This is a genomic window from Paraburkholderia sp. (assembly GCF_034668105.1).
In the GTDB taxonomy this organism is placed as follows: Bacteria; Pseudomonadota; Gammaproteobacteria; order Burkholderiales; family Burkholderiaceae; genus Paraburkholderia.
In genome coordinates, this window is sequence record NZ_JAXDPY010000083.1 from 1 (window position 1) to 26,708 (window position 26,708).

Annotated in this window: 25 protein-coding genes; 19 read left to right on the forward strand and 6 right to left on the reverse strand. The window is 63.9% G+C overall.

The window, feature by feature from the left end:
- The coding region (locus tag QOC89_RS04225; protein WP_323043877.1) for a (Fe-S)-binding protein at window positions 1-473 on the forward strand (473 nt) is incomplete at its 5' end.
- Between the two features lie 184 nt (window positions 474-657).
- Window positions 658-2,073 carry a lactate utilization protein B gene (locus QOC89_RS04230; RefSeq protein WP_323043878.1) on the forward strand — a complete coding sequence of 472 codons (1,416 nt, stop codon included), beginning with the start codon at window positions 658-660 and terminating at the stop codon, window positions 2,071-2,073.
- 223 nt (window positions 2,074-2,296) lie between these two features.
- Here QOC89_RS04230 and QOC89_RS04235 read toward each other — a convergent pair whose 3' ends face one another.
- Window positions 2,297-2,860: a hypothetical protein gene (locus QOC89_RS04235; RefSeq protein ID WP_323043879.1), complete on the reverse strand. Its 564-nt coding sequence runs from the start codon at window positions 2,858-2,860 to the stop codon at window positions 2,297-2,299.
- Window positions 2,861-3,126: 266 nt separating this feature from the next.
- Here QOC89_RS04235 and QOC89_RS04240 point away from each other — a divergent pair, with 266 nt between their 5' ends.
- The 10 genes from QOC89_RS04240 (at window position 3,127) to iscX (ending at window position 10,391) form a co-directional block, all read left to right on the forward strand.
- Window positions 3,127-3,366 (forward strand): hypothetical protein, encoded by a 240-nt coding sequence (locus QOC89_RS04240; protein ID WP_323043880.1) that lies wholly within the window; start codon window positions 3,127-3,129, stop codon window positions 3,364-3,366.
- 193 nt (window positions 3,367-3,559) lie between these two features.
- The gene (locus QOC89_RS04245) at window positions 3,560-4,057 is read left to right on the forward strand and encodes a low molecular weight protein-tyrosine-phosphatase (protein ID WP_323043881.1); all 498 of its coding nucleotides are present in this window, start codon (window positions 3,560-3,562) and stop codon (window positions 4,055-4,057) included.
- A gap of 130 nt (window positions 4,058-4,187) precedes the next feature.
- Window positions 4,188-4,718, forward strand: coding sequence for a Fe-S cluster assembly transcriptional regulator IscR (gene iscR, locus QOC89_RS04250; RefSeq protein ID WP_323043882.1), 531 nt, complete (start codon window positions 4,188-4,190; stop codon window positions 4,716-4,718).
- A gap of 74 nt (window positions 4,719-4,792) precedes the next feature.
- Window positions 4,793-6,016 (forward strand): IscS subfamily cysteine desulfurase, encoded by a 1,224-nt coding sequence (locus QOC89_RS04255; RefSeq protein ID WP_323043883.1) that lies wholly within the window; start codon window positions 4,793-4,795, stop codon window positions 6,014-6,016.
- A 69-nt stretch (window positions 6,017-6,085) separates the two neighbouring features.
- Entirely contained in the window at window positions 6,086-6,502 is a 417-nt protein-coding gene (gene iscU, locus QOC89_RS04260) for a Fe-S cluster assembly scaffold IscU (RefSeq protein ID WP_179732877.1), read from the forward strand.
- Window positions 6,503-6,664: 162 nt separating this feature from the next.
- Window positions 6,665-6,988, forward strand: coding sequence for an iron-sulfur cluster assembly protein IscA (gene iscA / locus QOC89_RS04265; RefSeq protein WP_323043884.1), 324 nt, complete (start codon window positions 6,665-6,667; stop codon window positions 6,986-6,988).
- Window positions 6,989-7,164: 176 nt separating this feature from the next.
- Window positions 7,165-7,692 (forward strand): Fe-S protein assembly co-chaperone HscB, encoded by a 528-nt coding sequence (hscB, locus tag QOC89_RS04270; RefSeq protein WP_323043885.1) that lies wholly within the window; start codon window positions 7,165-7,167, stop codon window positions 7,690-7,692.
- 134 nt (window positions 7,693-7,826) lie between these two features.
- The gene (gene hscA / locus QOC89_RS04275; protein ID WP_323043886.1) at window positions 7,827-9,698 is read left to right on the forward strand and encodes a Fe-S protein assembly chaperone HscA; all 1,872 of its coding nucleotides are present in this window, start codon (window positions 7,827-7,829) and stop codon (window positions 9,696-9,698) included.
- A gap of 138 nt (window positions 9,699-9,836) precedes the next feature.
- Window positions 9,837-10,178, forward strand: coding sequence for an ISC system 2Fe-2S type ferredoxin (gene fdx, locus QOC89_RS04280; protein ID WP_028199497.1), 342 nt, complete (start codon window positions 9,837-9,839; stop codon window positions 10,176-10,178).
- A gap of 15 nt (window positions 10,179-10,193) precedes the next feature.
- Window positions 10,194-10,391, forward strand: a complete 198-nt coding sequence (gene iscX, locus QOC89_RS04285) for a Fe-S cluster assembly protein IscX (protein WP_007181290.1) — start codon at window positions 10,194-10,196, stop codon at window positions 10,389-10,391.
- A 204-nt stretch (window positions 10,392-10,595) separates the two neighbouring features.
- Here iscX and QOC89_RS04290 read toward each other — a convergent pair whose 3' ends face one another.
- The 5 genes from QOC89_RS04290 to QOC89_RS04310 form a co-directional block, all read right to left on the reverse strand.
- Window positions 10,596-11,318, reverse strand: coding sequence for a glycine zipper 2TM domain-containing protein (locus QOC89_RS04290; protein WP_323043887.1), 723 nt, complete (start codon window positions 11,316-11,318; stop codon window positions 10,596-10,598).
- A 333-nt stretch (window positions 11,319-11,651) separates the two neighbouring features.
- Window positions 11,652-13,223, reverse strand: a complete 1,572-nt coding sequence (gene lysS, locus QOC89_RS04295; protein ID WP_416340350.1) for a lysine--tRNA ligase — start codon at window positions 13,221-13,223, stop codon at window positions 11,652-11,654.
- Window positions 13,224-13,345: 122 nt separating this feature from the next.
- A protein-coding gene (gene prfB, locus QOC89_RS04300) for a peptide chain release factor 2 (protein WP_323043888.1) occupies window positions 13,346-14,450 on the reverse strand; the annotation gives its coding sequence in 2 pieces (ribosomal slippage) (window positions 13,346-14,368 and window positions 14,370-14,450; 1,104 coding nt in all).
- A gap of 241 nt (window positions 14,451-14,691) precedes the next feature.
- Window positions 14,692-16,398, reverse strand: a complete 1,707-nt coding sequence (gene recJ, locus QOC89_RS04305) for a single-stranded-DNA-specific exonuclease RecJ (RefSeq protein ID WP_323043889.1) — start codon at window positions 16,396-16,398, stop codon at window positions 14,692-14,694.
- 28 nt (window positions 16,399-16,426) lie between these two features.
- On the reverse strand, window positions 16,427-17,680 hold the full coding sequence (locus QOC89_RS04310; protein ID WP_323043890.1) for a regulator: 1,254 nt from the start codon (window positions 17,678-17,680) through the stop codon (window positions 16,427-16,429).
- 117 nt (window positions 17,681-17,797) lie between these two features.
- On the opposite strand from QOC89_RS04310, the gene QOC89_RS04315 reads away from it, so the two are divergent.
- From QOC89_RS04315 to QOC89_RS04345, 7 genes are all read left to right on the forward strand, one after another.
- Window positions 17,798-18,043, forward strand: a complete 246-nt coding sequence (locus QOC89_RS04315) for a hypothetical protein (protein WP_323043891.1) — start codon at window positions 17,798-17,800, stop codon at window positions 18,041-18,043.
- Between the two features lie 439 nt (window positions 18,044-18,482).
- On the forward strand, window positions 18,483-19,736 hold the full coding sequence (locus QOC89_RS04320) for a lipoprotein-releasing ABC transporter permease subunit (protein ID WP_323043892.1): 1,254 nt from the start codon (window positions 18,483-18,485) through the stop codon (window positions 19,734-19,736).
- Window positions 19,729-20,472, forward strand: coding sequence for a lipoprotein-releasing ABC transporter ATP-binding protein LolD (gene lolD / locus QOC89_RS04325; protein WP_323043893.1), 744 nt, complete (start codon window positions 19,729-19,731; stop codon window positions 20,470-20,472). Before QOC89_RS04320 ends, lolD begins: the two co-directional genes overlap by 8 nt.
- A 47-nt stretch (window positions 20,473-20,519) precedes the next feature.
- Window positions 20,520-21,308: a TatD family hydrolase gene (locus QOC89_RS04330; RefSeq protein WP_323043894.1), complete on the forward strand. Its 789-nt coding sequence runs from the start codon at window positions 20,520-20,522 to the stop codon at window positions 21,306-21,308.
- 120 nt (window positions 21,309-21,428) lie between these two features.
- On the forward strand, window positions 21,429-24,167 hold the full coding sequence (locus tag QOC89_RS04335) for a DNA internalization-related competence protein ComEC/Rec2 (RefSeq protein WP_323043895.1): 2,739 nt from the start codon (window positions 21,429-21,431) through the stop codon (window positions 24,165-24,167).
- Between the two features lie 110 nt (window positions 24,168-24,277).
- Entirely contained in the window at window positions 24,278-25,081 is an 804-nt protein-coding gene (locus QOC89_RS04340) for an alpha/beta hydrolase (protein WP_323043896.1), read from the forward strand.
- 174 nt (window positions 25,082-25,255) lie between these two features.
- On the forward strand, window positions 25,256-26,708 hold a 1,453-nt coding region (locus QOC89_RS04345; protein ID WP_323043897.1), incomplete at its 3' end, for a CTP synthase.

A 26,708-nucleotide genomic window follows, 5' to 3' on the forward strand; every position in this document is an offset into this window, starting at 1 on the left:
GCGCGCATTACGGCGATCTGTTTGCGAACGATCCCGAGTTGATGAACCGCTTTGGCCGATTGCGGGCCAAGGTATTCGAGTTGACCGATTTCCTCGTCAGTGTGGCCAAGGTGCAATTGGAGCCGGGCCAGTTTGCCGGCCAGGTGACGTACCACGATTCCTGTTCGGGGCTGCGTGAACTTGGCGTCAAGTCGCAGCCGCGCGCGCTGCTCGCCCAGGTTGGCGTGGCGGTGACCGAAATGAAGGATTGCGAACATTGCTGCGGTTTTGGGGGCACCTTCGCGCTCAAGTACGGCGATATCTCCACGGCGATCGTCGACGAGAAATGCGCGAATATTGGCGCGAGCGGCGCCGGCGCGGTGGTGCTCGGCGACCTCGGCTGCATGCTCAATATCGAAGGCCGCTTGCGGCGCACCGGCGATACCACCACGCGCGTGCTACACATCGCCCAGGTGTTGGCCGGCGACGCTTGAAATCATCGCGGCGCCCCACTGGCGCACCTGATTCAGCACACATCATTTAACGCAGATCGCTCACGCATTTTTTCACTTGCGAATTTCTTCGGGAATTTTCACCCGCGAATTTCGCCCGTGAGTTCATCCGCGAGTTCGTTCGCGGGTTCACCCGCGGGTCCACCCGATTAAGCTCAAGGCCGCCATGCAAGTCCAATCGATGCATTTCAAGGCCCGTGCGGGCCAGAAACTCGCCGACCAGCGTCTGCAGCAGAACCTCACCAAGCTGTCGACCAAGTTCGTGTCGGCCCGCGCCGAGTCCATGACCGCGATCGATTTTGCCGCCACCCGCGCCGCGCTGAAGGAGCGTCGCAATCGCGCGCTGGAAAATCTCGACGTCTGGCTCGAGACCTTCGAACGCGAAGCGACCCGGCGCGGCGTCACGGTCCTGTTCGCGGAGACGACGCAGGAGGCCGCCCGCCTCGTCGGCGATATCGCGCGCCGGCACGAGGTGAAGAAGGTGATCAAGACCAAGTCGATGGTCACCGAGGAAATGCGCCTGAACGAAGTGCTCGGACAAATGGGCGTCCAATCGATCGAAACCGATCTGGGCGAATACATTCTCCAAATCAACGACAACGAGCCGCCGAGCCACATCATCGCGCCCGTCGTTCACAAAGATAAGGACGAGATCGCCGATCTTTTCGCGAAAACGCACGCCCGGCCGCGCCTGACCGAGATCACCGAGATGACCCGCGAAGCACGCGAGATGCTGCGCCCGCACTTCATGACCGCGGACATGGGCGTGACGGGCGGCAACTTCGTGGTGGCGGAGACCGGTTCGGTCGTGCTGGTCACGAACGAGGGCAATGAGGGCATGTGCACGGTGATGCCACGGGTGCATGTGGCTGTCACCGGCATCGAAAAAGTGCTGCCCACGCTGGAAGATCTGGCAACGGCCATGCGTCTGTTGCCGCGCTCGGCAACCGGCCAGGCCACGTCGAACTATTTTTCCGTGCTGACCGGGCCACGTGGTGCGGGCGATCAGGATGGTCCCGAGCATATGTACGTGGTGCTGGTCGACGGCGGGCGCACGGGGCTGATCGGCGGCGATTTCCAGGAGATGTTGCGCTGTATCCGTTGCGGCGCCTGCATGAACCATTGCCCGGTGTATCAGAAGGTGGGCGGTCATGCGTACGGCTGGGTGTACCCCGGCCCGATGGGGTCGGTGCTGACGCCGAGCTATGTCGGGATCGACAAGGCGCTGGATCTGCCTCAGGCGGCGACCTTGTGCGGCGAGTGCAACAGCGTCTGTCCGGTGGGAATTCCGTTGTCCGATCTGCTGCGCAAGTTGCGCGAGAAGCAGGTCGAGCGGCGCCTGCGGCCGTGGCGAGAGCGGGTCGGGCTCGCGGCGTGGGGTTTCCTCGCGTTGCACCCGGATGCTTATGCGTTACTGACCAAGCTGGCGGTTCGCGTGCTGGAACGAATGGGCGGGCGAAACCGGTCGATCGCCAAACTGCCGCTCGGCGGCGCGGGTTGGACTAATACGCGGGATATGCCCGCTCCGGTCGGCCGGACGTTCAGGGAGTTGTACGCGGCGCAGCGCAGCCATATCGACTGAGCTGGCCTTGCTGGTTGGGCGAAGCACGCCGTCGTATTTTGCGAGTTTTCGTGGCCGCGAGCGCGAGCCAGTGATTCCGGCGCAGCGCCGCCTGAATTAACAGCCCTGCCGCTTGGCGCTTCCCGGCGATTGTCACCGAGATTATCCGGCGGTAGTCGCAGAGATCGGCGTGCTCGCGCGTACGCCGACGTCTGCGTGTCGCGCTACGCGACACGCTCCTTTCTCAGTGGTCCGTCGGCTGGCCAGACTGACGGCCCGGCACTCCGCGCACGGGTGCCCCGTTGTTGCCGTTGCCCCGGCCACCTCCGTTGCCTGCTTGTTGCGGCGGCGGTGGGGGCGGCGGTGGGCTGCCAGCCCCCGGCCGAGGTGCATTCGACCCGCTCGGGCCCCGCGGCCCGCCTGCAGCGCCTTGAGGCGGCGGGCCGCCCTGCGAGCCGCCGTTCGGCTGACCGTGCCAGCCGCCGTTATTGCCGTGATCCCCGTGATCGCCGTGATTGCCGTTATTCGGCCGGCCTCGGTCGGGATAGCCGCCATAGCCGGGTCCCGGTCCGTAATAGCGGCCCGGCCCGTTGTAATACCCCGGGCCCGAGTAGTTGCTGTAGCCCATGTAGACGTTGGTTTGCGGCACGACCGGCACGCCGGTGGCATAGCCATCGTAGCCGTCGTCATAGCCGCTGTAACAGCCGCCGTAGCCATTGCTGTACATCGGCGTGCCGTCCGGATAAACCGCGCAGCCGCCGAGCAAGGCGGCGACTGCGAGGCAAGCGAGTGGTGCAAAGGGTTTCATATGATCGACCAGTGCGAGATTTCGTTTCTGTAAGACCGCCATTATCGCCATCCGTCGCAAGAGCTTTGTATGTGTTTGTAAGGATTTCTTTTCTGTGCCATGGCGCGTCAATGCCATGCACCACAAGACAATCACTGGACTGTTCCGCTCAGAGCAACGCTCTATCTCGCGCCAGTGGGTTTTTCCCGATTGCGAATTCCTATAGGATTTCGACTGGGCATAGTGAGTTACGAACTCACGGGTCCTTAATCGGAAGAAACAACATCATGAAAAAGACAATATCGGTGTACTGGCCTCTTGCAATCGTTGTGCCGCTCGCAGCGGCAGCTTGTGTGCACATCGGCGGCGATGCCGCTTCGCGTGCATCGCAAGCTCCGCTCGCGGCTGATCAACTGACGGCTGAACTGGCGCGTGCCGTCTCCTATGGCATGGTCGGCAACGCAACGGCGTTGCCGGCTAAGCCCGCGCGCGCGGCAACGGCCATGCCGCCGGCCGAAGCATCCTGAGCGCGGCGAGATCGGACAGTGTGTCGTGATCTCATCGCTGTGGCGGCCGTTAAGTCCGCACGCCACGTCTCTGGTCGAATCCGCCGCTGACCGAAGCGCGCCGCCTCCGGACGCAATCTGGCTCAACTTTGTATAATCGCGGCACCGTTTCCGAATCGCCGACTCACCCGCGTTTTGCGCCCAAAAGCCTCTGATGAAAACCGTGTCCATCTGCTTTGTCTGCCTGGGGAACATTTGCCGTTCGCCGACCGCGGAAGGCGTGATGCGTCATCTGGTCGGGGAGGCCAGGCTCGCGGAGCGAATTCTGATCGATTCGGCCGGCACGGGCGACTGGCACATCGGTCAGCCGCCTGACGAGCGGGCGCAATTTGCAGCCCGTCGGCGGGGCTACGAGCTGGCTGGCTTGCGGGGGCGCCAGATTGCCGCAAGCGATTTTGAGCGCTTCGATCTGCTGATTGCAATGGACGACAAAAACGTCGCCGCACTGCGTCAGGTTTGTCCGGCCGGGCAGCGCGACAAAATCCGTCTGTTGATGGAATTCGTGCCTGAAGCGGATGCTCGCTGGAACGGAGCCCGGGAGATCGTCGACCCTTATTTCGGCGGCGCGGAAGGCTTCGAGCAGGTGCTGGATCAATGCGAAGCGGCGTGCCGCGGGCTAATCGCCGCGCTGCGCCCCCAATTGGTCGCCTAGGACGACAGGCCGGCCGCCGCCTTATCCAGTAATTAAGCAAATGACCCAAATCGCGGTAGGGATACTTGACTAATTCAGTCATGTATTTATACTTGACCAAACTTGTCGAGAATTGCGGTTCCCACACCATATGAGACTCACCACGAAAGGCCGTTTCGCCGTCACGGCGATGATTGACCTGGCACTGCGCCAGGAGCAGGGCCCGGTGACGCTTGCGGGTATCAGCCAGCGCCAACATATCTCCCTGTCTTACCTCGAGCAGCTGTTTGGCAAGCTGCGTCGTCACGAAATCGTCGAGTCCGTGCGCGGACCGGGCGGTGGCTACAATCTGGCCCGCCGGGCTGAAGACGTGACCGTCGCCGACATCATCATTGCGGTCGACGAACCGCTCGATGCGACCCAATGCGGTGGCAAGGGCTCGTGCGAGGGCACCAAACAGCACGACGGCCACTGCATGACGCACGAATTGTGGTCGACGTTGAACCAGAAAATGGTCGAGTACCTGGATTCGGTCTCCCTGAAAGATCTGGTCGACCAGCAGCGTTCGCGTGAAGGCGCGCCCTCGGTGTTGCGCGACCGGCGCAACGAGGCGCCGGCGGTCGAACCCGCCCGCGTCGTGCCGAAAGGGCCTAATTCTGTTTTCAACATGGCCGGTTCCTAGGCGCGGCAATCTGCACACACCGCAGCCTGATCAGGAACCCAGAAGCCAGAGCAATGACGTCCCCGGAGCAATTGATGAATAACGATACTCTCCACCTGCCCATTTACATGGACTACAGCGCGACGACGCCGATCGATCCGCGTGTGGTGGACAAGATGATTCCGTACCTGCGCGAGCAGTTCGGCAACCCCGCATCGCGCAGCCACTCGTATGGCTGGAACGCGGAACGTGCGGTCGAGGAAGCGCGCGAGAACGTCGCCGCGCTGGTGAATGCCGATCCGCGCGAAATCATCTGGACCTCGGGCGCAACGGAGTCGGACAACCTGGCGATCAAGGGTGCCGCGCACTTCTACAAGAGCAAGGGCAAGCACATCATCACGGTAAAGACCGAGCACAAGGCTGTGCTCGACACCTGCCGCGAACTCGAGCGCGAAGGCTTCGAAGTCACGTATCTGGATGTGAAGGACGACGGTCTGATCGACCTCGAGAAGCTGAAGGCCGCGATTCGTCCGGACACGATTCTGGTGTCGGTGATGTCGGTGAACAACGAAATCGGTGTGATTCAGGACATCGAGGCGATCGGTGAAATCACCCGTGAAAAGGGCATTATTTTCCACGTCGACGCCGCGCAAGCCACCGGCAAGATTGCCATCGACCTGCAAAAGCTGAAGGTCGATCTGATGTCGTTCTCGGCGCACAAAACGTACGGCCCGAAGGGCATTGGCGCGCTGTATGTGCGTCGCAAGCCGCGTATCCGGATCGAAGCGCAGATGCACGGCGGCGGTCACGAGCGCGGCATGCGTTCGGGCACGCTGGCTACGCACCAGATCGTCGGCATGGGTGAGGCGTTCCGTATCGCTCGCGAAGAAATGGCGACGGAAAACGAACGCATCCGCATGCTGCGCGACCGTCTGCTGCGCGGCCTGTCGGAGATGGAAGAAACCTATGTGAACGGCGACATGGAAAAGCGTGTGCCGCACAACCTGAACATCAGCTTCAATTTCGTCGAAGGCGAATCGCTGATCATGGCGGTGAAAGATGTGGCGGTGTCGTCGGGTTCGGCTTGTACGTCGGCTTCGCTGGAACCGTCGTATGTGCTGCGCGCATTGGGTCGTAACGACGAACTGGCGCACAGCTCGATCCGCTTCACGGTGGGCCGTTTCACGACCGAGCAGGATGTCGATTACGTGATCAACCTGCTGAAAAGCAAGATTTCGAAGCTGCGCGATTTGTCGCCGCTGTGGGAAATGCACAAGGACGGGATCGATATTTCGACCATCCAGTGGGCCGCGCACTGACGCGCCAGTTGTGGACGTCGAATTCATCGAATTTCAATTGCAGGTTGAAACGGATCAAGGAGTGTAATCATGGCTTATAGCGACAAGGTTCTGGACCATTACGAAAACCCGCGCAACGTCGGTTCCTTCGCGAAAGACGACGACGCGGTCGGCACTGGCATGGTCGGCGCGCCGGCGTGTGGCGACGTGATGAAGCTGCAGATCCGCGTGGGCGCGGACGGCATTATCGAAGACGCGAAGTTCAAGACGTACGGCTGCGGTTCGGCGATTGCGTCGAGCTCGCTCGTGACCGAGTGGGTGAAGGGCAAGACGCTCGATCAGGCCATGTCGATCAAGAACACGCAGATCGCCGAAGAACTGGCGCTGCCGCCGGTGAAGATCCACTGCTCGATCCTCGCGGAAGACGCGATCAAGGCAGCGGTCGCCGACTACAAGCAACGTCACGGTGAAGCGGCTGTCGTCGAAGGCGACAAGCAACACGCGTAAGCGTGGTTGAGTGCTCATCCGGGCGCTCATTCGAGTCACCAGAAGCGGACGGTGCAAGCAGAAAAGCACGGTCCGGCATGAGCGATATTTGATGCAGGCAGGGTGGCCGCGCGGCCAGTACGCAAATGAATGCCGAACCCGCGCGGCGCAATGAGAAACGCTATGGCAATTACGTTGACCGAAAAGGCAGCACAGCACGTGCAGAAGTATCTGACCCGTCGCGGCAAGGGCGTCGGCTTGCGCGTGGGCGTGCGCACGACGGGTTGCTCGGGTTTGGCCTATAAGCTCGAGTACGTGGATGAACTCGCGCCTGAAGACGAAGTGTTCGACTGCAACGGCGTGAAGATCATTGTCGACCCGAAGAGCCTCGCGTATATCGACGGCACCGAACTCGACTTCGCACGCGAAGGGTTGAACGAAGGCTTCAGGTTCAACAACCCGAACGTGAAGGACGAGTGCGGTTGCGGCGAATCGTTCCGCGTGTAAACCGGCACATTCCGCATGGTGCGGATCAAAGGCGGCGCGGGCCGCCTTTTTAGTTTCATCCGCGCAACCGGACCGCTGTCTTGCAACTGATTGCGCCACTGAATTTTGCGGCGCTTTCGATCCGCGTTTCTAGCCTGCACTCCGGTGCGCTTTCCTCAACGGACTCCTTCAATTTGATGGCCTCGCTGAACGACAGCCACTTCGACCTGTTCGATCTGCCGGCGCAATTCGCGCTTGACGCAGCGTCGCTCGACCACGCCTACCGCACGGTGCAGGCGCAAGTGCATCCGGACCGCTTCGCGGCGGCTGGCGACGCGCAAAAGCGCATCGCGATGCAATGGGCGACGCGGACCAACGAGGCGTATCAGACGCTGCGCGATCCGTTGAAGCGCGCAACTTATCTGCTGCATCTGCGCGGCATCGACGTGGGCGCGGAGAACAACACGGCGATGGAGCCGGCGTTCCTGATGCAGCAGATGGAGTGGCGCGAAGGCATTGAAGACGCGGCCGCGGCGAAGAACGTCGACGCGCTCGACGCGTTGCTCACCGAACTGCGCGACGAAGAGCGCATGCGTTTCGACAAGCTCGGCGCGCTGCTCGATAGCGGCGCGAATCAGGCGGCGGGCGAGGCGGTGCGGCAGTTGATGTTCATCGAGCGGGTCGCGGCGGAAATCGGCACGCAGATCGAGCGTCTCGAGAACTAGCGGTCCGGCGCTCCGGCGCCTCAGTGTCCCGCCGCGCCGGCACCGCGCATGAAGATGCAGCCATAGCAGTCGTAGCACCACATCCAGCAACGCGAAAATTCAGGACGGGGCCCAGCGGCTCCGAGAAGATCCAGATGGCCCTACTGCAAATCTCCGAACCCGGCATGGCGCCGGCGCCCCATCAGCGGCGTCTGGCGGTCGGTATCGATCTCGGCACCACCAATTCCCTCGTCGCCGCCGTGCGCAGCGGCGTGCCCGACGTGCTTCCCGACGAAGACGGCCATGCGCTGCTGCCGTCGGTGGTGCGCTACCTGGAAAAGGGCGGCCGCCGTATCGGCCGCGCGGCCAAGGCTGAAGCGGCGGCCGATCCTCGCAATACGATCGTCTCCGTCAAGCGTTTCATGGGCCGCGGCAAGGCGGAAGTGGAAGGCGCCGAAAACGCGCCCTACGATTTTGTCGACGCGCCCGGCATGGTGCAGATCCGTACTGTCGACGGCGTGAAGAGTCCGGTGGAAGTGTCGGCGGAAATCCTCGCGACGCTGCGCCAGCGTGCCGAAGATACGCTCGGCGACGAGTTGGTCGGCGCCGTCATTACCGTGCCCGCGTATTTCGACGAAGCGCAGCGCCAGGCGACCAAAGACGCCGCGCGTCTGGCTGGCCTGAACGTGCTGCGCCTCTTGAACGAGCCCACCGCGGCTGCGATCGCGTATGGCCTCGATAACGGTTCCGAAGGCCTCTACGCGGTCTACGACCTCGGCGGCGGCACCTTCGACCTGTCGATTCTGAAGCTCACCAAGGGCGTGTTCGAAGTGCTCGCGGCGGGCGGCGATTCCGCGCTCGGCGGCGACGACTTCGACCATGCGCTGTATCGCCACGTGCTGGAGCAGGCGGGCATCGCGCCGCATACGCTCGCACCGGAAGACGTCCGCCTGCTGCTCGACAGCGTACGCGTGACCAAGGAGGCGTTGTCTGACGCGCCGGTTGCAACCGTACGGGCGAAGCTGTCGAACGGCACTCGGATCGATCTGACGATCGAGGAGGCTACTTTCGAAGCCATCACTCAGGCGCTGGTTCAGCGCACGCTTGGGCCGACGAAAAAGGCCCTGCGCGACGCCAAGGTCACGACCAAAGAAATCAAGGGCGTCGTGCTGGTCGGCGGCGCGACGCGCATGCCGGTGATCCGCCGCGCGGTCGAGTCGTTGTTCGGCCAGCCGCCGCTGATCAATCTGGACCCGGATCAGGTCGTCGCGCTGGGCGCGGCGATCCAGGCCGATCTGCTCGCGGGCAATCGCGGCGCGGACGGCGACGACTGGCTGCTGCTCGATGTGATTCCGCTGTCGCTCGGGGTCGAAACCATGGGTGGTTTGACCGAGAAGATCATCCCGCGCAATTCGACGATTCCGGTCGCCCGCGCGCAGGATTTCACCACCTTCAAGGACGGCCAGACCGCGATGGCGATCCACATCGTGCAAGGCGAGCGGGAGCTCGTCAGCGATTGCCGTTCGCTCGCGCGTTTCGAGTTGCGCGGCATTCCGCCGATGGCCGCCGGCGCGGCGCGGATTCGCGTCACGTATCAGGTCGACGCGGACGGCCTGCTGTCCGTGTTCGCGCGTGAGCAGGGCTCGGGCGTGGAAGCCTCGGTGGTGGTCAAGCCGTCCTATGGTCTCGCCGACGACGACATCGCCAGAATGCTCGAAGAGAGCTTTTCGACCGCCGAAGTCGACATGCGCGCGCGCGCACTGCGCGAAGCGCAAGTGGAAGCGCGCCGTCTCGTGGAAGCCACCGACGCCGCGCTCGCCGCCGACGCCGAATTGCTCGACGACAGTGAACGCGCCGAACTCGACACGCTGCTCACCGCCTTGCGTGACATTGCCCAAAGCGACGACGCCGACGCGATTGAAGCCGCGACCAAAACCCTCGCCGAAGGCACCGACGAATTCGCCGCCCGCCGCATGAACAAGGGCATCCGCCGCGCGCTGGCTGGCCGCAAGCTCGACGAGATCTAAGCCTTGCGGCGTGGCCGCGCGCTACGCGCCAGCCCGCAATGAACCGCGTCACGCGGACTTAAAAAGTCCGCGCGGCGCCAGTAAAATGGTACGGAGCCTGTTCGCGGCAGCCGTGCCGCAGACCCAAACGGAAAATGTATGCCTCAAATCGTTGTGCTGCCTCACGTCGAACTGTGCCCGGAAGGCGCGGTGATCGACGCCGTGCCCGGCAAGAGCATTTGCGACAACCTGCTCGATAACGGCATAGAAATCGAGCACGCCTGCGAGAAGTCGTGCGCGTGCACGACCTGTCACGTGATCGTGCGTGAGGGTTTCGCCGCCTTGACGCCGTCCGAGGAAGACGAGGACGATCTGCTGGACAAGGCGTGGGGGCTCGAACCGGCCTCGCGTCTGTCGTGCCAGGCGATGGTGCCGGCCGAGCAGGATCTGGTCGTCGAGATCCCGCGCTACTCGATCAATCACGCGAAGGAAAATCACTAACTGGAGGATGCAGCCATGAAGTGGACCGATACGCAAGACATCGCGATGGCCCTGACTGACAAGCACCAGGACATCGATCCGCAGCAGGTGCGCTTCACTGATTTGCACCGCTGGGTTACCGAGCTGGAAGGTTTCGACGACGACCCCAACCGGTCGAACGAAAAGATCCTCGAAGCAATTCAGGCTGCATGGATCGAAGACGCGGATTACTGAGGTCATGCCGAGCGCATGACTTTATCTGGCTGTTACGTGGTAGTTAATTCGTGGTCGGCAGCGGGCGGACTGATTCCGCTGCCGCTGTAGGGCCAGCAAAAGTGGGCAAACAAAAAAGGCGATTCCATTGGAATCGCCTTTTTTTACGCCTGCAAACTGTTCAGGCTGCGTGGGTTGGCTTCGGTCGTCCGATCGCCGACTCGATCAGCTCGCCACCAACGTGCCGTTCTCGACCCGCACGCGCTGACCTTCCTGGAACGGCGGCGCTTCGTGATACGTGAAGTACCGCGTCTTGCCGCTTTCCATCCGTACCCGCACCGAATACGACGTCGTACTGCGGATGTGCTTTTCGACCGAGTTACCGGCGACGCCGCCGCCCACGGCGCCAAGGATCGTCATCGCAGTGCGGCCGCCGCCGCCGCCGAACTGATTGCCGACCAGGCCGCCGGCCACTGCGCCGCCGACTGCGCCGATACCCGTGCCATGGCCTTCCTGACGGACCGCCGAGATGCCCACAACCGTGCCGCAGGTCGAGCAATAGGCCGGCTGCGAAGGCTGCTGGGCGTATTGCGGCGCGGGTCGGGCTTGTTGCTGCTGCGCATACTGCGGTTGTTGCGGTGCTGGAACAGGCGCAGGGGCCGGTTGCGGCTGCTGAGCCTGTTGCTGGGCTTGCTGCTGGGCGGCCTGCTGCGCCGAAGGGCTTGCCGGCGCGGCGGAGTCGACCACGCCCGGCTGGGCGTTCGGTTGCGTGGTCACCTGTGCGGCCTGCGTCTGATCCGTTTGTGCGCCGCTACTCGACGCGCGCGGGAACAGCCCGGTGACGGCAGCCGTAGCAGCAAGACTCGCAATAATGACCGCACCCGCAGCTGTGGCTACGAGCGGATGAATACGACGTTGTTGCGCGGGTTTGGTATCTGGATTGTCCATATTGGCCTCCGTCTGGAGCAGAGTCGGTTTTATTGAGACTCAGTGTCGAGCAAATCGATCGCATGAGGGTTTCAATTTGTAACCATTTCCGGGCAATCATCGCGGCCAGCTCGCGTCAAAGCGCGCGTAGCGCGGCGGGATGGCTGAGGCTCTCAAGGGACGCGCGCCCGGCGGGGCAATCGGTGGCGTGGCGGCCGATACGCACCTTTTACCGATGGTTACAAACCGTCAGGTGGCGAGAGACGGCGCTTTTTCACGTGCCGCAAGCCAGAACGCCCGGCATCGAACCGGGCGTTTTTCTGTTGCGAGCCGTTGACCCAAGCGATGCAACGATCAGTCTTCGCGGCGCAGATGCGGGAACAGAATCACGTCGCGGATACTCGGGCTGTCGGTCAGCATCATCACCAGACGGTCGATGCCGATCCCACAACCGCCGGCCGGTGGCATGCCGTATTCCAGCGCACGGATGTAGTCGGCGTCGTAAAACATGGCTTCTTCGTCGCCAGCGTCTTTCTGGTCGACCTGCTTCTTGAAGCGCGCGGCCTGGTCTTCCGGATCGTTCAGCTCCGAGAAGCCGTTGGCGATTTCGCGGCCGGTGATGAACAACTCGAAACGCTCGGTGATGCCGGGGACCTTATCGGACGCACGCGCCAACGGTGACACTTCGACGGGGTAGTCGATGATGTACGTCGGCTCCCACAGTTGCGACTCGGCGGTCTCCTCGAACAGCGCCAGTTGCAGCGCGCCCACGCCGGCATTCAGGAACTGCGGCTGCGACGCGTCCACGCCGAACTTCTTCAGTTCGGTGCGCAGGAATGCGTCGTCGGTGAGTTGCGTGTCTGTGTACTGCGGCGCGTACTTCTGGATCGCCTGGCTGATCGTCAGGCGATGGAACGGCTTGGCCAGATCCAGCTCACGGCCTTGGTAGCTGATCGTGGCGCTGCCGAGTGCATCGATCGCGGCCTGCCGGATCAACTGTTCGGTGAAGTCCATCAGCCACTTGTAATCGGTGTACGCCGCGTAGAACTCGATCATCGTGAATTCCGGATTGTGGCGCACGGACACGCCCTCATTGCGGAAATTACGGTTGATCTCGAACACACGCTCAAAGCCGCCGACCACGAGCCGCTTCAGATACAGTTCCGGCGCGATGCGCAGGAACATTTGCATGTCGAGCGCGTTGTGGTGCGTGGTAAACGGCTTGGCCGCGGCGCCGCCCGGAATCGGGTGCAGCATCGGCGTTTCGACTTCCATGAAGTCGGCGTCCGCCATGAACTTGCGGATCGACGAAATCGCCTTGGTGCGTGCGACGAAAGTCTTGCGCGTTTCCGGCGTGACGATCAGATCGACATAGCGCTGGCGATACTTCATCTCCTGATCGGCGAGACCATGGAACTTGTCCGGCAGCGGACGCAGCGACTTCGACAGCAAACGCAGTTCGGTGCAACGCACCGAGAGTTCGCCCTTATTGGTGCGGAACAACACGCCGCGCGCCGCGACGATGTCACCCATGTCCCACTTCTTGAAGGCGTCGTACGTTTGCTGGCCGACGTCGGCGGGTGTGATGAAGAACTGGATCTGACCCGAACCGTCGCGCACGGTCGCAAAGCTCGCCTTGCCCATCACGCGCTTGAGCATCATGCGGCCGGCAATCGCGACTTCGAGCGGATTGGCTTCGAGTGCTTCCTTGTCGCTGCCGGCGTACTGCGCTTGCAGATCCTCGGCATGGTGCGTGGGACGGAAATCATTCGGGTAGGCAACGCCTTGCTCACGCAGTTCGCGCAGCTTTTCACGGCGCTCGGCCATGATCTTGTTGTCGTCTAGCTCGGGCGTGACATTCGGCTGGGCCGCATTCGGCTGGGCCGCATTCGGCTGGGCCGCATCAGGCTGGGTCGGTTCGGTCATGATGATTTGGTATTCGGTGGCCCGCATCGGAATGCCCCACATGCGGGTGGCCAGTCAGTGAAAAACCTCAGGCGATAAAAAAATGCGGCGCAGGAATGCAATGCATGCCGCGCCGATTGCGCTTAGACGCCCTGTTTCAGGCTGGCGCTGATGAACGGATCGAGGTCGCCGTCGAGCACGCTCTTGGTATTGCTGATTTCGACGTTGGTGCGCAGATCCTTGATACGGCTGTTGTCCAGCACGTACGACCGGATCTGATGACCCCAGCCCACATCGGTCTTGCCGGCTTCGAGCTTGTCCTGCTCGGCCTGACGTTTGCGGATTTCCGCTTCGTACAGGCGCGATTTCAGCATGGCCATGGCTTCGGCCCGGTTGCGGTGCTGCGAGCGGTCGTTCTGGCACTGCACGACGATGCCCGACGGCATGTGCGTGATCCGCACCGCCGAATCGGTCTTGTTGATGTGCTGACCGCCCGCGCCGGACGCGCGGTACGTGTCGATGCGCAGATCGGCCGGGTTGATATCGACTTCGATCGAATCGTCGATTTCCGGGTACACGAACACCGACGAAAACGACGTATGACGGCCGCCCGATGAATCGAACGGCGACTTGCGCACGAGGCGGTGCACACCGGTTTCGGTGCGCAGGAAGCCATATGCGTATTCGCCTTCAATCTTGATCGTGGCGTTCTTGATGCCCGCGACGTCGCCGTCGGTCTGTTCCAGCACTTCGGTCTTGAAGCCCTTGCGCTCGCAGTAACGCAGGTACTGGCGCAGCAGCATGGCGGCCCAGTCGCACGCTTCGGTGCCGCCGGCGCCGGCTTGAATGTCGAGGAAGGCGTTGTTCGGATCGGCCGGATTCGCGAACATCCGGCGGAATTCCATGTCGGCGACGCGTTGTTCGATGCCTTGCGCGTCTGACTCGCAGGCGAGGAGGGTTTCCTCGTCGTCTTCTTCGCGGGCCATGTCGAACAGGTCTTGCGCATCGCGCAGGTCGTTATCGAGCGAAGTGAGCTTGCCGACGGTATCGTCCAGCAGTTTCTTTTCCCGGCCGAGCGCCTGGGCGTGCTTCGAGTCGTTCCAGACGTCCGGGTCTTCGAGTTCCCGGTTGACTTCGATTAGACGTAGTGCCTTGTCGTCGTAGTCAAAGATACCCCCGTAGCGCGCCCGCGCGCGTGCGCAGGTCCGCCAGAGAGGCTTCGATCGCGTTGAGACGTTCCGCTTCCATGTCGATCTTTTATAGCTTCGTAAAAAGGGGAAATTATAGCCGATCGGGGCCCCGCCCCGGAGGCTGTTGAGCGATCGGGCGCGGGTTTGAGGTCGATTTTCCGGCGATTTTCGATGGTTTCGAGCAGTACCAGGCAAGCTGCGGTGCACTCGGCCATGGCTAGCCGGCGCGCGCGTTACGCGCGGACTTCACGGCGCGCAGACGGGCTGGCGACACAGGATGGCGACAGCCGGGGCGCGCTTCAACTCGCCGCGTGCTCGACGATCAGTTGCACCCGCGACACGCCGTTCCACGTGTCGCTCGCCAGCCGGTACGCAACGGTAGTGCGGGCGGGCAGCGTGTCGGTATGGTTGAACCAGATCGCGTTGAAGCGCTGGCGACCGCGCACGAGTTGCAGCTTCAGGTGTTTGTCCTTCACCAGCGCCTGCGACGCGATGTCGAACTCGCCGGAAAACACCGGCGCCGGGAAGCCCTGACCCCATACGGCAGCGTCGAGCATTTCGACGAATTGCGGCGTGAAGTACGCGTCTTCCAGTTCGCCGTCGGTTTCGACCGTGCGCGAAAGCGCTTCTTCGGAGAGCCATTCGCGGCCCACGGCCTCGAACGCGGCGGTAAAGCGCGGCACGTCGGCGGCGGCCATCGTCAGGCCAGCGGCCATCGCGTGGCCGCCGAATTTGACGATCAGGCCTGCTTCGCGCTTCGAGATCAGGTCGAGCGCGTCGCGCAGATGAAAGCCCGGGATCGAACGGCCCGAGCCTTTGACGAGTTGGCCGCTGTCGTCCGCGAGCGCGAACGTGAACGACGGCCGGTGGAATTTTTCCTTCAGCCGTCCGGCGACGATGCCGATCACGCCCTGATGCCAGCCCGGATTGAACAGCGTGATGGTGGTCGCCCCGTCGGGGTTGATCGCCGACAGGTCTTCGAGCGCCTGCTGCTGCATGCCGGCTTCGATTTCGCGGCGCTCGCGGTTCATCGTGTCGAGCTGCTGCGCGAGATCCCATGCGCGGCCGATGTCGTCGGTGGTCAGGCATTCAATCCCGAGCGACATGTCCGACAGGCGGCCAGCCGCGTTCAGACGCGGGCCGAGCGCGAAACCGAGGTCGAAGCCCGAGGCGCTGCGGGCGTCGCGCGCGGCGGCGCGAAACAGGGCGGCGATGCCCGGCTGCATCTTGCCCTTGCGAATCCGCTGCAAACCCTGCGCGACCAGCACGCGGTTATTGCCGTCGAGCTTGACCACGTCAGCCACGGTGCCGAGCGCGACCAGATCGAGCAGGCCGTCCAGACGCGGCTCGGGGAACGCGTCGTTGAAGGCGCCGCGGCGGCGCAATTCGGCGCGCAACGCCAGCAACACATAAAACATCACGCCGACGCCCGCGATGCATTTGCTCGGGAACGTGCAGCCCGGCTGGTTCGGATTGACGATGGCGCGGGCAGCCGGCAACTCGTCGCCGGGCAAGTGGTGATCGGTGACCAGCACGTCGATGCCGAGCGCGTTGGCCGCTTCCACACCATCGACGCTGGCGATGCCGTTATCCACCGTGATCAGCAGCTCCGGCTTGCCCGACGCACTGCGCGCGGCCAGCGCGACGATCTCGGGCGTCAGGCCATAGCCGTACTCGAAGCGGTTCGGCACCAGATACTCGATCTGGCCGCCGAACATGCGCAGCCCGCGCACCGCGACCGCGCAGGCGGTCGCGCCGTCGCAGTCGTAGTCGGCCACCACCAGCATGCGGCGTTTGCCCTGGATCGCGTTGGCGAGCAACCCGGCTGCGTCTTCGCAACCCTTGAGCCCGGCGGGCGGCACGAGACGCGCCAGACCGGTTTCGATTTCATCGGGCATGCATACGCCGCGTGCCGCGTACAGGCGCGCGAGCACCGGATGCAGGCCGTGGCGGGCGAGGATTTCGGCGTCGACGGGGGAAGCTGCGCGCGTAACGATTCGAGTCATTCGGAAAGGCCGTGGATCATTCGATAAATCATTCGATGAAGAGCGACGCGAGCACGCGCCGTCGCCAGAATTTGCGCAGGTCGCCGCGCGTGACGGTGAGCGTCACCGAGCCGGTGTCGCCGCACAACGTCAGGCCGAGTTGGGCGAGCTGGCCGGATTGCAGCGCCGCCAGCGCGGGCTCGATCCAGTCGGTTTGCAACGCGGCGAAGGCGTCGTTCCAGCGCGCCCAGTCCTGCTCGATGTAGGGCGCGGAGAAGGGATCGAGTTCGACCAGGGTGACGCCATCGACATGGGAATTCGCATTTGCGCTTGCGTTGACCGCGGATGCGCCGCCCGGAGCGGCGCCGGGGGCACGACCCGAAGCACCCCCCGAAGCGGCACCGGGGGCATCACCTAAAAAAGCATCACCCGAAGCATCACCCGAAGCACTGCGCGAGCCGCTGCCCGCAACGCTAGCGGCCCGCAGCCCCGCAAACGACGCCGGCGGCGCAGCCGCGGCGACGCCCGCGCTCAGAGCGAGACCAAGGGTCGCCGCCGCGTTGGAGTACACCTGCGCGAAGGGGCTTTTGACCGGCTGTAGCGCGCCCTGGGCGTGAAACCAGATCGAGTTGACGGCCGGCAGGCCACGCGCCTCGCGCGCTTCATTGACCGGATGCTCGAACCATGCCATCTGTACTTCGTTCTGGAGCTTCATCCACGCGCGTGAGCGCTCGCCCGAATGGGCCTCGTGCGGCAGCCAGATTTCGATGTTGCGGCCGCTCGCGCGCAACGGTGAAGCGCCTGCCAGCGTGCCGAAACCATCGCCCGACAAGTACCAGCGCGCCGGCTTTGGCGCTTCGATGCGTACGCCGAGGTCCTCGATCAACGGCCGGGCGACCGCCAGCAGCACACTGGCCTCGTCATCGGACAGTTCGAGCGAGGCCGGATCGATCAACACCAGATGGTCGTGCGCGATGCGCACATGAACCGGTTGCACGCAGGCCCACGTGGCGTGGCCGGGGTCGCCGCCGTCGGCACGCAGCATGTAGGGCGCAAGCGGTGCTTCGTCGGCGGCTGCCGCGCCGCTCGGCAACGCGCCGAACTGGCGTGCCACCCAGCGCTCGTGCGGCAGCGTGCGCTGAAAATCCTCGCCGACCACCCGTTCGACCAGCGTCGCGCGGGCGATCAGCCGGTCGAGCGCCGGACTCTGGATATCGTGCAGGGCGGTGGAGGCGTCCGCTGCGGCGGGCAGCGCGAAGGGCAGGAGAAGATGAAGACGGTTGGCGTGCATGATGCTGCGCATTGTAGGGCAAAGAGTGCGAGTATTCAGACCATATCGGCGGATTCGGGCAGCGCACGGAGCCCCCGCCGATGGCACCAGCCGTGCGCGGGCACCGCGCCCGTGACGAGGGAGACCGACATGCCGCGTGAACTGAAAACCGAGCATGAACTGCTTGGCCTGGTGGTCAAGGCGCTCGACGCCAATCCGGTCACGGCCGGCTGGATTCCGACCGGATTCCACGAAACCGTCGAGGACGAGGAAGGCTGCAACTGGGATATCACCCACCTGCATCGCGACCGTAAAGACGCCGACGTGCGCGACGTCGCGAACAGTGAGGCGGCCGGGATCATCAACGATCTGCGGCGCCACTACAACCTGCGTTAGCGGCGCGTCCGCTCAGGATGGCAGGGGTGGACCGGCTTGCGCCGCCGGTCAGGCATTCAGCGCGGGCAGCAGGCCGGTTGTGCCTGCCGTGAGCCGTCTGCGCAAGGCCTTTGCGCGGGGGCGCGGCATTGTATGGCAAACTTCGCGCTTGATTGACCGCGGCGGTAGCAGCGGCTTGACCGCGGCAGTAGGTGTGGCGGCGGGTAGCTTCGGTGGCGCGGGGGTTTGCTGATTGCGCCGCAAGCCACCCAAGGGCAGCGGAACGTCATACCGGAACCATCCGGGTCGCCGCGACACCAATGATGACGACGCTTAGGCCGCATGACCGGCGCGACGGCTGCATCTGGCGCGGTCATGCGCGGTTGGCGGGCAGTAAAAAGCCAAGGCCAAGGCCGGAAGCAGGCCCAGGAGCAGACGAAGAACGCAGAAAAGGATTCGCTTGAAATTTCCCTACGAATGGCAGATTGGCTGGCGCTACACCCGCGCCGGCAAACGCACGACCGGCAACGGCTTCATTTCGTTCATCGCGCTGGTCTCGATGTCGGGCATCGCGCTCGGTGTGGCGGCGCTGATCGTCGTGCTGTCCGTGATGAACGGTTTCCAGAAAGAGGTGCGCGACCGGATGCTGTCGGTGCTGGCGCACGTCGAAATCTTTTCGCCGACCGGTTCGATGCCCGACTGGCAATTGACCGCCAGGGAAGCGCGCCTGAACAAGGAAGTGATCGGCGCGGCGCCGTATGTCGACGCACAGGCGCTGCTCACGCGCCAGGACGCCGTGAGCGGCGTGGCGCTGCGCGGTGTCGAACCGACGCTCGAGCCTGAAGTGTCCGACATCGGCAAGGAAATGAAGGCCGGCAAGCTGACCGACCTCGTGCCGGGCGACTTCGGCATCGTGCTGGGCGCGGACCTCGCCACCAATCTCGGCGTGGGGGTCAATGACAAGATCACGCTGGTCGCGCCCGAAGGCACCATCACGCCCGCCGGCATGCTGCCGCGGCTGAAACAGTTCACGGTGGTGGGCGTCTTCGAGTCGGGGCATTACGAATACGACAGCACGCTTGCGTTGATCAACATCAAGGACGCACAGGCGCTGTTCCGGCTACCCGCGCCGACCGGCGTGCGGCTGCGCCTGACCGATATGCAGCGGGCGCCCGAGGTCGCGCATCAGCTGGCGCGCAGCCTGTCGGGCGATTTGTATATTCGCGACTGGACCCAGCAGAACAAGACCTGGTTCTCCGCGGTGCAGATCGAAAAACGCATGATGTTCATCATCCTCACGCTGATCATCGCGGTGGCGGCGTTCAATCTGGTGTCGTCGCTGGTGATGACGGTGACCAACAAGCAGGCTGACATCGCGATTCTGCGCACGCTTGGCGCGCAGCCCGGCTCGATCATGAAAATTTTCGTGGTGCAGGGCGTGACGATCGGCTTTATCGGCACGGCGACCGGCGTCGCGCTGGGCTGCCTGATTGCGTGGAGCATCCCATGGCTCGTGCCGATGATCGAGCATGTGCTCGGCGTGCAGTTCCTGCCGCCGTCCGTGTATTTCATCAGTGAACTGCCTTCCGAACTGGTTCCCGCCGACGTGGTGCGGATCGGCATCATTGCGTTCCTGATGTCGGCGCTGGCGACCCTTTATCCGAGCTGGCGTGGTGCGAAAGTCCGTCCTGCGGAGGCACTGCGCTATGAATGACCGTTCCACCAGCTTGTCCATGGCCTCTCAAGATTCCGCGCTGCACCCCTATGTGCTGGAAGCAACCGGCATTTCGAAGTCGTTCGTGCAGGGCGGCCTAAACGTGCAGGTGCTCAACAACGCGGAATTGAACGTGCGGCGCGGCGAAAAGCTGGCGATCGTCGGCGCGTCCGGGTCCGGCAAGAGCACGCTGCTGCATGTGCTCGGCGGCCTCGACGATCCGAGCGCCGGCCATGTCTCGGTGATGGGCAAGCCTTTCACGAAGCTCTCCGAGCGCGAACGCAACGACCTGCGTAATCGCGCACTCGGGTTCGTGTACCAGTTCCACCATCTGCTGCCGGAATTTACCGCGCTCGACAACGTCGCGATGCCGCTGCGGATTCGCCGCATGACAACCGAGGCCGCGCGGCGCGAAGCGCTCGCGGTGCTCGAGCGTGTCGGCATGGGGCATCGCGCGAAGCATCGTCCGGGCGAACTGTCGGGCGGCGAGCGTCAGCGTGTGGCAATCGCGCGGGCGCTGGTCACGAAGCCCGCGTGCGTGCTCGCCGACGAACCCACCGGCAACCTGGACGGGGGCACCGCCGACACGGTCTTCAACCTGATGCTCGAATTGTCGCAAACGCTCGACACCAGCTTCGTGATCGTCACGCACGACCCGGAACTGGCCGGACGTTGCGACCGGATCATGCGGTTGCGCGACGGCGTATTGCACGAAGAGCCGTCCGTGCCGGTTTAATTACCGCGCGGCACGTGAGCGATGCTCCGCCGCTAACGAGGCACGCCATGTGGATCGACACGCACTGCCATCTCGACGCGTCGGAGTTCAACGCCGACCGCGATGAAGTCGCCCAGGCGGCGCGTCAGGCGGGCGTGGGGCGTATCGTGATTCCCGCGATCGGCCGTCAGAATTTCGCGACGGTGCGAGAACTCGCGCATCGCGTCGACGGCGGCGCGTATGCGCTTGGCATTCATCCGCTTTTTACGCCAGGCGCCCAGGAGCGCGATCTCGAACTGCTGCGCATGGAAATCGAGGCGAGTCTCGACGATCCGTTGTTCGTCGGCATCGGCGAAATTGGCCTCGATTATTTCGTCGAAGGTCTCGACGATGCGCGCCAGCAGTTCTTCTACAACGGTCAACTTCAACTGGCGCGCGAATTCGATCTGCCGGTGATTTGCCACGTGCGCAAATCGCAGGATCAAGTGATCAAAGGACTGCGGCGGCATCAGATTCATCGCGGCATCGCGCATGCTTTCAACGGTAGTTTTCAACAGGCCCAGGCGTATATCGACCAGGGCATGCATCTCGGATTCGGCGGCAATCTGACCTTCGAGCGGGCGCGGCAAATCCGCCGTCTTGCTGAGCAATTGCCGTTCGACGCGCTGGTCGTCGAGACCGACGCGCCCGATATCGCCCCTTCCTGGATCTACAAGCAGCGCAACTCGCCGGAGCAGATTCCGGCCATCGGCGCGGGTCTCGCGCAACTGCGCGGCATGAGCGCCGGCGAAGCCGCCCTAGGCACAACGGCTAACGCGCTCGCCGCGCTGCCGCGGCTCGCATTTTCCTCTGCATAATCGAACGCGCTGGTCTGAGTGGTTCGCGCCGGGCGGAACACGCGCCCGGCGGGCTTGCTGACGCCTGCTCGCTGTGCGTTGCGCCGTCCGGCGATGGTTGGGCGCAAAGGTGGAGGGCGGATGCGAGCATGGTGGTGCGGGTTTGCGTTGGGTGTGATCTGGCTGCAGCGGCAGGCGGCGTTGCCGGATGGGTGTGGATGGATTGGGCTGGTGCTGTTCGGGTGCGCGGCGATGCTTGTCGCGGTGTGGGGGAGAGGCCGCGGTGACCCGGGCGTATGCGGCGGTGGGGCTTCGAACGGATCGTGCGGTGCTTCGATAATCGCGCACGCGCGCGCGGCGGTTGCGAATTCACGCGTGGGGCACGTGCTGTTCAGCGCACGCGCGCGTTCATGCATCGGTTGGGGCGCGTTGTGGATGGCGGCCGCATGCGTGGGTTTCGGCTATGCCGCCTGGCGTGCGGAAACGCGCCTCGCGGTGAGTTTGCCCAATGCATGGGAAGGGCGCGATCTCGACGTCGTGGGCAGCATCAAGGGGCTGCCGTCACGTGACGACAAGGGCGCTCGCTTTCTCTTCGAAGTCGACTCGGTCGAGCCGCGGATCGCCGCTTTTCCCCACGTGATCCAGTTGTCCTGGATGGCCGAAGATGCGCCTGCGCCATTGCTGGAACCTGGCGAGCGCTGGCGTCTGACGGTGCGCCTCAAACGTCCGCATGGCAATGCGAACTTCGGCGTGCGCGATGCCGAAGCGAGTTTGCTCGCGCGCAATGTACGCGCTACCGGCTATGTCAGCATGCCAGCTCACGCGTTGCGTTTGCCGGGCCATGCGCGTGGCGTGAGCGTGACGGTCGATCGCTGGCGCGCCGCGCTGCGCGCGCGCATCGACACGGTGCTCGCCGATGCGCCGCATCGTGGGATCGTGGTGGCGCTCGCCATCGGCGCGCAGGACGAAGTCAGCGCGGCCGACTGGCTGTTGTTGCGCGGTACGGGCACCAGTCATCTGGTGGCGATTTCGGGCTTGCATATCGGCTTTGTCGCGGGCCTCGCGGCGTGGCTGGCCGGCGCCGTATGGCGGCGCTCGGGGTTTGTTGGCCGGAACTGGCCGTTGCTATTGCCCGCGCAGTTCGTCGCGGTGACGGGCGGCGCGTTGTTCGCGGGGCTGCATGCGGCCCTGGCCGGCTTCAACGTGCCGGCGCAGCGCGCGCTGTGGATGGCGGGTGTGGTGGCGCTCGCGTTTATCACCGGGCGCAATGTCGCGCGGTCGGTGGTGCTGGCGTGGGCGTTGGGGTTGGTGTTGCTGGTGGATCCCTGGGCGGTTGTGTCGGCGGGATTCTGGCTGTCGTTCTGCGCGGTGGCGGCGATTCTGTTTGCCATGTCGGGACAGCCCCGCATACAGGATCACGAGCAGCGTCGCGATGAAGAGGATGAGCGCGGCATGACACCCGCGAGACGCTCGCGCCTGTGGTCCGGCATGTGCCGCCGCGTTCGCGCTATCGGTGAACGCCTGCGCAGTGCCGCGCATGTGCAGTTCGCGGTCACCGTCGCGCTGGCGCCGCTCACCGTCTACTGGTTCGCGCAGATTCCGTTGATCGGTCCACTCGCGAATGCCTTCGCGATTCCATGGGTGAGCCTGCTGGTGACGCCGGCGGTGTTGGCCGGCGTCGCGTTGCCAGTGCCATTCGATGCCTATGCGTTGCGCGCCGCGCACACCTTGCTCGACCTGCTGGCCGCGGGTTTGCAGACGCTCTCCGGTCCAGCATGGGCGCTCTGGCGGCTGCCGCAACCGGACGCGTGGACGCTCGCCGCGGCGGCGGTCGGCGTGCTCTGGTGCCTGGCGCCGCGCGGCTGGCCGTTGCGCTGGGCCGCGCCGCTCACCTGGTTGCCGCTGCTGCTGCCGGCGCCGACCGGGCCGCCGCCTGGCAGCTTCCGTCTGACTGCGCTGGATATCGGTCAAGGCACCTCGGTGCTGGTCGAAACGGCGCATCACGCGTTGCTATTCGACGCCGGACCGGGACCGGAGTCGACCCATGCGGGCGAACGGGTTGTCGTGCCTTTTTTGCAGGCGCACGGGGTCACGGCGCTCGATACGCTGATCATCAGCCACGCCGATTCCGACCACTCGGGCGGCGCGCCGGCGGTGCTCGACGCGATCGAAGTGCGTCAAATGGTGGCGGCATTGGCGCCGGCGAATCCGTTGTGGTCGAACGCAAGGCAGCGCGGCGCGCACACGCTGCGCTGTGCGGCGGGGCAGCGCTGGCAATGGGACGGGGTCGAGTTCGCGATGCTCTGGCCGGATGCCGGTCCGCTGCAAGGCAAGCCGAATGCGCATTGCTGCGTGTTGCGGGTGAGTACCTTGCCGGCTGCGTCGAATTTGCCTGCCATGGCGGCCTTGCTGGCGGCGGACATTGAAGCGCCAGTTGAACGTGTCCTGCTCGCGCGCGCTCGCGACGCGTTGCGCGCTCAGGTGCTGGTCGTGCCGCATCATGGCAGCAAGACGTCGTCGACCGAGCCGTTCCTCGACTCTATCGACCCGCTCATCGCGCTATTTCAGGTAGGCTATCGCAACCGTTTTCATCATCCGAATGCGGGGGTGTTCGAGCGCTACAAGGCACGGCACATCGAGCTTGCGCGCAGCGACGCGGACGGCGCGGTGCGGGTCGATATCGGCACGGGTTTGAGCCCGGGTTCGAACCCGGGTTCCAACCCTTCTCCGAGCCCCGCTCTCAGCTTCAGCAGCGGGCCCGAGGAAAGACCGGCAATTGGCGCGGGGTTGAACGCGGAGAGCGGCCCGAGCCCGAACGCCGCCGCACTGACGCTCGAGCGCTATCGCGACACAGAGCGCCGCTACTGGATGGATCGCTGATGGATTACTACCGGCCGCACAGTTAGAACAAGCACGCCGCCGGGCCGGAGCCCGCACGAAATGCCTGGAACCGGGCCCGGCGTGCCAAAACAGAACGGAGATAGCCGCAGTTGAAAAACATCATCCACTTCTCGCATGCGAACGGTTTTCCGGCGTCGACCTACCGGACGATCTTCGCCGAGCTTGCCGACGACTACGAGCTGCGCTCCATCGAACGCATCGGGCACGACGCGCGTTATCCGGTCACGCAGGATTGGCCGCATCTGGTCGAGCAGTTGCTCGACGACATCGGCCGGTCGTATGAGCAACCCGTGTGGCTGGTGGGCCATTCGCTCGGCGGCTATCTATCGCTGATGGCCGCGCTGAAAAAGCCCCACTGGGTGAGAGGCGTGGTGATGCTCGATTCGCCTGTGATTGCCGGTTGGCGCAGCAGCATGCTGCGCGTGTCGCAATGGACCGGACTCGACGAGCGGCTGTCGCCCGCGGCCGCCACGCGCACTCGCCGCACGCAATGGGCGAGCCGCGACGAGGCGTGGCGGCACTTTCATTCGAAGCCGGCGTTCGCGCGCTGGGACGAGCGCATGCTGTCGGACTACATCGACTTCGGCATTCCGCAGACTTCACCCGACGGCGGCCGCTCGCTCGCGTTCGACCGGCGCACCGAGTATCAGATCTATAAGACCTTGCCGCATACGCTGGGGCCCCGCCTCGCGCGCGGCGCTCCGGTGCCGGTCGGATTCATCGCCGGCACGCGTTCAAAGGAAGTGCGTCAGGCGGGGCTGGACGCCACCCGTCGCGCGACGGGCGGTCATGTGGAATGGATCGAAGGCAGCCATCTGTATCCGATGGAAAAGCCGCTCGAAACCGCGCGCGCGGTGCAGCGGATGTTGCGCGAACTGGAGCGGGGGGCTTAAGGCCGTGCAACTGCGCGGCGCGGCGCGCGAGCTTGCCGCAGCAAAAAACGGCGCATGATCGGCGTACGGGGAGTGCCATCGCCGTGGCACACTTTCGCACCGATGTCGCTCGGATTTTGCTGGGTTGAGACCCTGCTTTACGGTATAATCCGTTTTTCCCGCGAGCATCCAGCGATGACCAAATATGTTTTCGTCACCGGCGGCGTAGTATCTTCCCTCGGCAAGGGTATTGCCGCCGCTTCCCTCGCCGCGATCCTCGAGTCGCGCGGTCTTAAAGTCACCCTCCTCAAGCTCGATCCCTACATCAACGTCGACCCCGGCACGATGAGCCCGTTTCAACACGGCGAGGTGTTCGTGACGGAAGACGGCGCGGAGACTGACCTCGACCTTGGCCACTATGAGCGCTTCATCAGCACGAAGATGCGCAAGGCCAATAACTTCACCACAGGCCAGATTTACGAATCGGTGATCCGCAAGGAACGCCGCGGCGATTATCTCGGCAAGACGGTGCAGGTCATCCCGCACATCACCAACGAAATCCAGGCGTTCATCGAGCGCGGCGCGGCTTCCGCCACGTGCGGTGAGCCGGACGTCGCGATCGTAGAAGTGGGCGGCACCGTGGGCGACATCGAATCGCTGCCGTTCCTCGAGGCCGCGCGTCAGATGAGCCTGCGCATGGGCCGCAACAGCGCGTGCTTCGTGCACCTCACGCTGGTGCCTTGGGTCGCCACGGCCGGCGAACTGAAAACCAAGCCTACGCAACACAGCGTGCAGAAGCTGCGCGAAATCGGGATCTCGCCGCACGTGCTGCTGTGCCGCGCCGACCGCCGCATTCCGGACGACGAGCGCGCAAAGATTTCGATGTTCTCGAACGTGCCCGAAGACGCGGTGATTTCCGTGTGGGACGCCGACAGCATCTACAAGATTCCGCAGATGCTGCACGACCAGGGTCTGGATGCGATCATCTGCGAAGAGCTCAAGCTCACGCCGCAGCCGGCCGATCTGTCGATGTGGTCGAACCTCGTCGAAAAGCTCGAGCATCCGAAGCACGAAGTCACGATCGGCATGGTCGGCAAGTATGTCGATCTGACCGAGTCGTACAAGTCGCTGATCGAAGCGCTGCGCCACGCGTCGATGCATACGTCGACCAAGGTCAACATCGAGTACATCGATTCGGAAGAAGTCGAGACGCACGGCGTCGGGAGCCTCAAGCATCTGGATGCCGTGCTGGTGCCGGGCGGTTTCGGCCGTCGCGGCACCGAAGGCAAGATCGCCGCGATCCGCTATGCACGCGAAGCGAAGGTGCCGTATCTCGGCATTTGTCTCGGCATGCAACTGGCCGTGATCGAATTCGCTCGCGACGTGGTCGGCCTGAAGAATGCGAACAGCACGGAGTTCGATCAGGAAACCGAAAACCGCGTGGTCGCGCTGATCACCGAGTGGTACGACCGCGAAGGCAAAGTCGAGAAGCGCACGGAAGCGTCGGATCTGGGCGGCACCATGCGTCTCGGTTCGCAACGTTGCCCGATCAAGCCCGGCACGATGGCCGAAGAGATCTATGGCAAGGATGTGAACGAACGCCATCGCCACCGTTATGAAGTCAATAACCGCTTCGTGCCCCAACTCG

Coding starts and splice junctions, on each gene's coding strand:
- lolD (WP_323043893.1), top strand. CDS start 19,729: ATGAATGACCGTTCCACCAGCTTGTCCATGGCCTCTCAAGATTCCGCG.
- recJ (WP_323043889.1), bottom strand. CDS start 16,398: ATGACTCGAATCGTTACGCGCGCAGCTTCCCCCGTCGACGCCGAAATC.
- QOC89_RS04330 (WP_323043894.1), top strand. CDS start 20,520: ATGTGGATCGACACGCACTGCCATCTCGACGCGTCGGAGTTCAACGCC.
- QOC89_RS04290 (WP_323043887.1), bottom strand. CDS start 11,318: ATGGACAATCCAGATACCAAACCCGCGCAACAACGTCGTATTCATCCG.
- lysS (WP_416340350.1), bottom strand. CDS start 13,223: ATGACCGAACCGACCCAGCCTGATGCGGCCCAGCCGAATGCGGCCCAG.
- QOC89_RS04310 (WP_323043890.1), bottom strand. CDS start 17,680: ATGCGCAGCATCATGCACGCCAACCGTCTTCATCTTCTCCTGCCCTTC.
- QOC89_RS04255 (WP_323043883.1), top strand. CDS start 4,793: ATGAATAACGATACTCTCCACCTGCCCATTTACATGGACTACAGCGCG.
- hscA (WP_323043886.1), top strand. CDS start 7,827: ATGGCCCTACTGCAAATCTCCGAACCCGGCATGGCGCCGGCGCCCCAT.
- iscX (WP_007181290.1), top strand. CDS start 10,194: ATGAAGTGGACCGATACGCAAGACATCGCGATGGCCCTGACTGACAAG.
- QOC89_RS04240 (WP_323043880.1), top strand. CDS start 3,127: ATGAAAAAGACAATATCGGTGTACTGGCCTCTTGCAATCGTTGTGCCG.
- QOC89_RS04235 (WP_323043879.1), bottom strand. CDS start 2,860: ATGAAACCCTTTGCACCACTCGCTTGCCTCGCAGTCGCCGCCTTGCTC.
- QOC89_RS04335 (WP_323043895.1), top strand. CDS start 21,429: ATGCGAGCATGGTGGTGCGGGTTTGCGTTGGGTGTGATCTGGCTGCAG.
- QOC89_RS04245 (WP_323043881.1), top strand. CDS start 3,560: ATGAAAACCGTGTCCATCTGCTTTGTCTGCCTGGGGAACATTTGCCGT.
- QOC89_RS04315 (WP_323043891.1), top strand. CDS start 17,798: ATGCCGCGTGAACTGAAAACCGAGCATGAACTGCTTGGCCTGGTGGTC.
- iscR (WP_323043882.1), top strand. CDS start 4,188: ATGAGACTCACCACGAAAGGCCGTTTCGCCGTCACGGCGATGATTGAC.
- hscB (WP_323043885.1), top strand. CDS start 7,165: ATGGCCTCGCTGAACGACAGCCACTTCGACCTGTTCGATCTGCCGGCG.
- QOC89_RS04230 (WP_323043878.1), top strand. CDS start 658: ATGCAAGTCCAATCGATGCATTTCAAGGCCCGTGCGGGCCAGAAACTC.
- fdx (WP_028199497.1), top strand. CDS start 9,837: ATGCCTCAAATCGTTGTGCTGCCTCACGTCGAACTGTGCCCGGAAGGC.
- iscA (WP_323043884.1), top strand. CDS start 6,665: ATGGCAATTACGTTGACCGAAAAGGCAGCACAGCACGTGCAGAAGTAT.
- iscU (WP_179732877.1), top strand. CDS start 6,086: ATGGCTTATAGCGACAAGGTTCTGGACCATTACGAAAACCCGCGCAAC.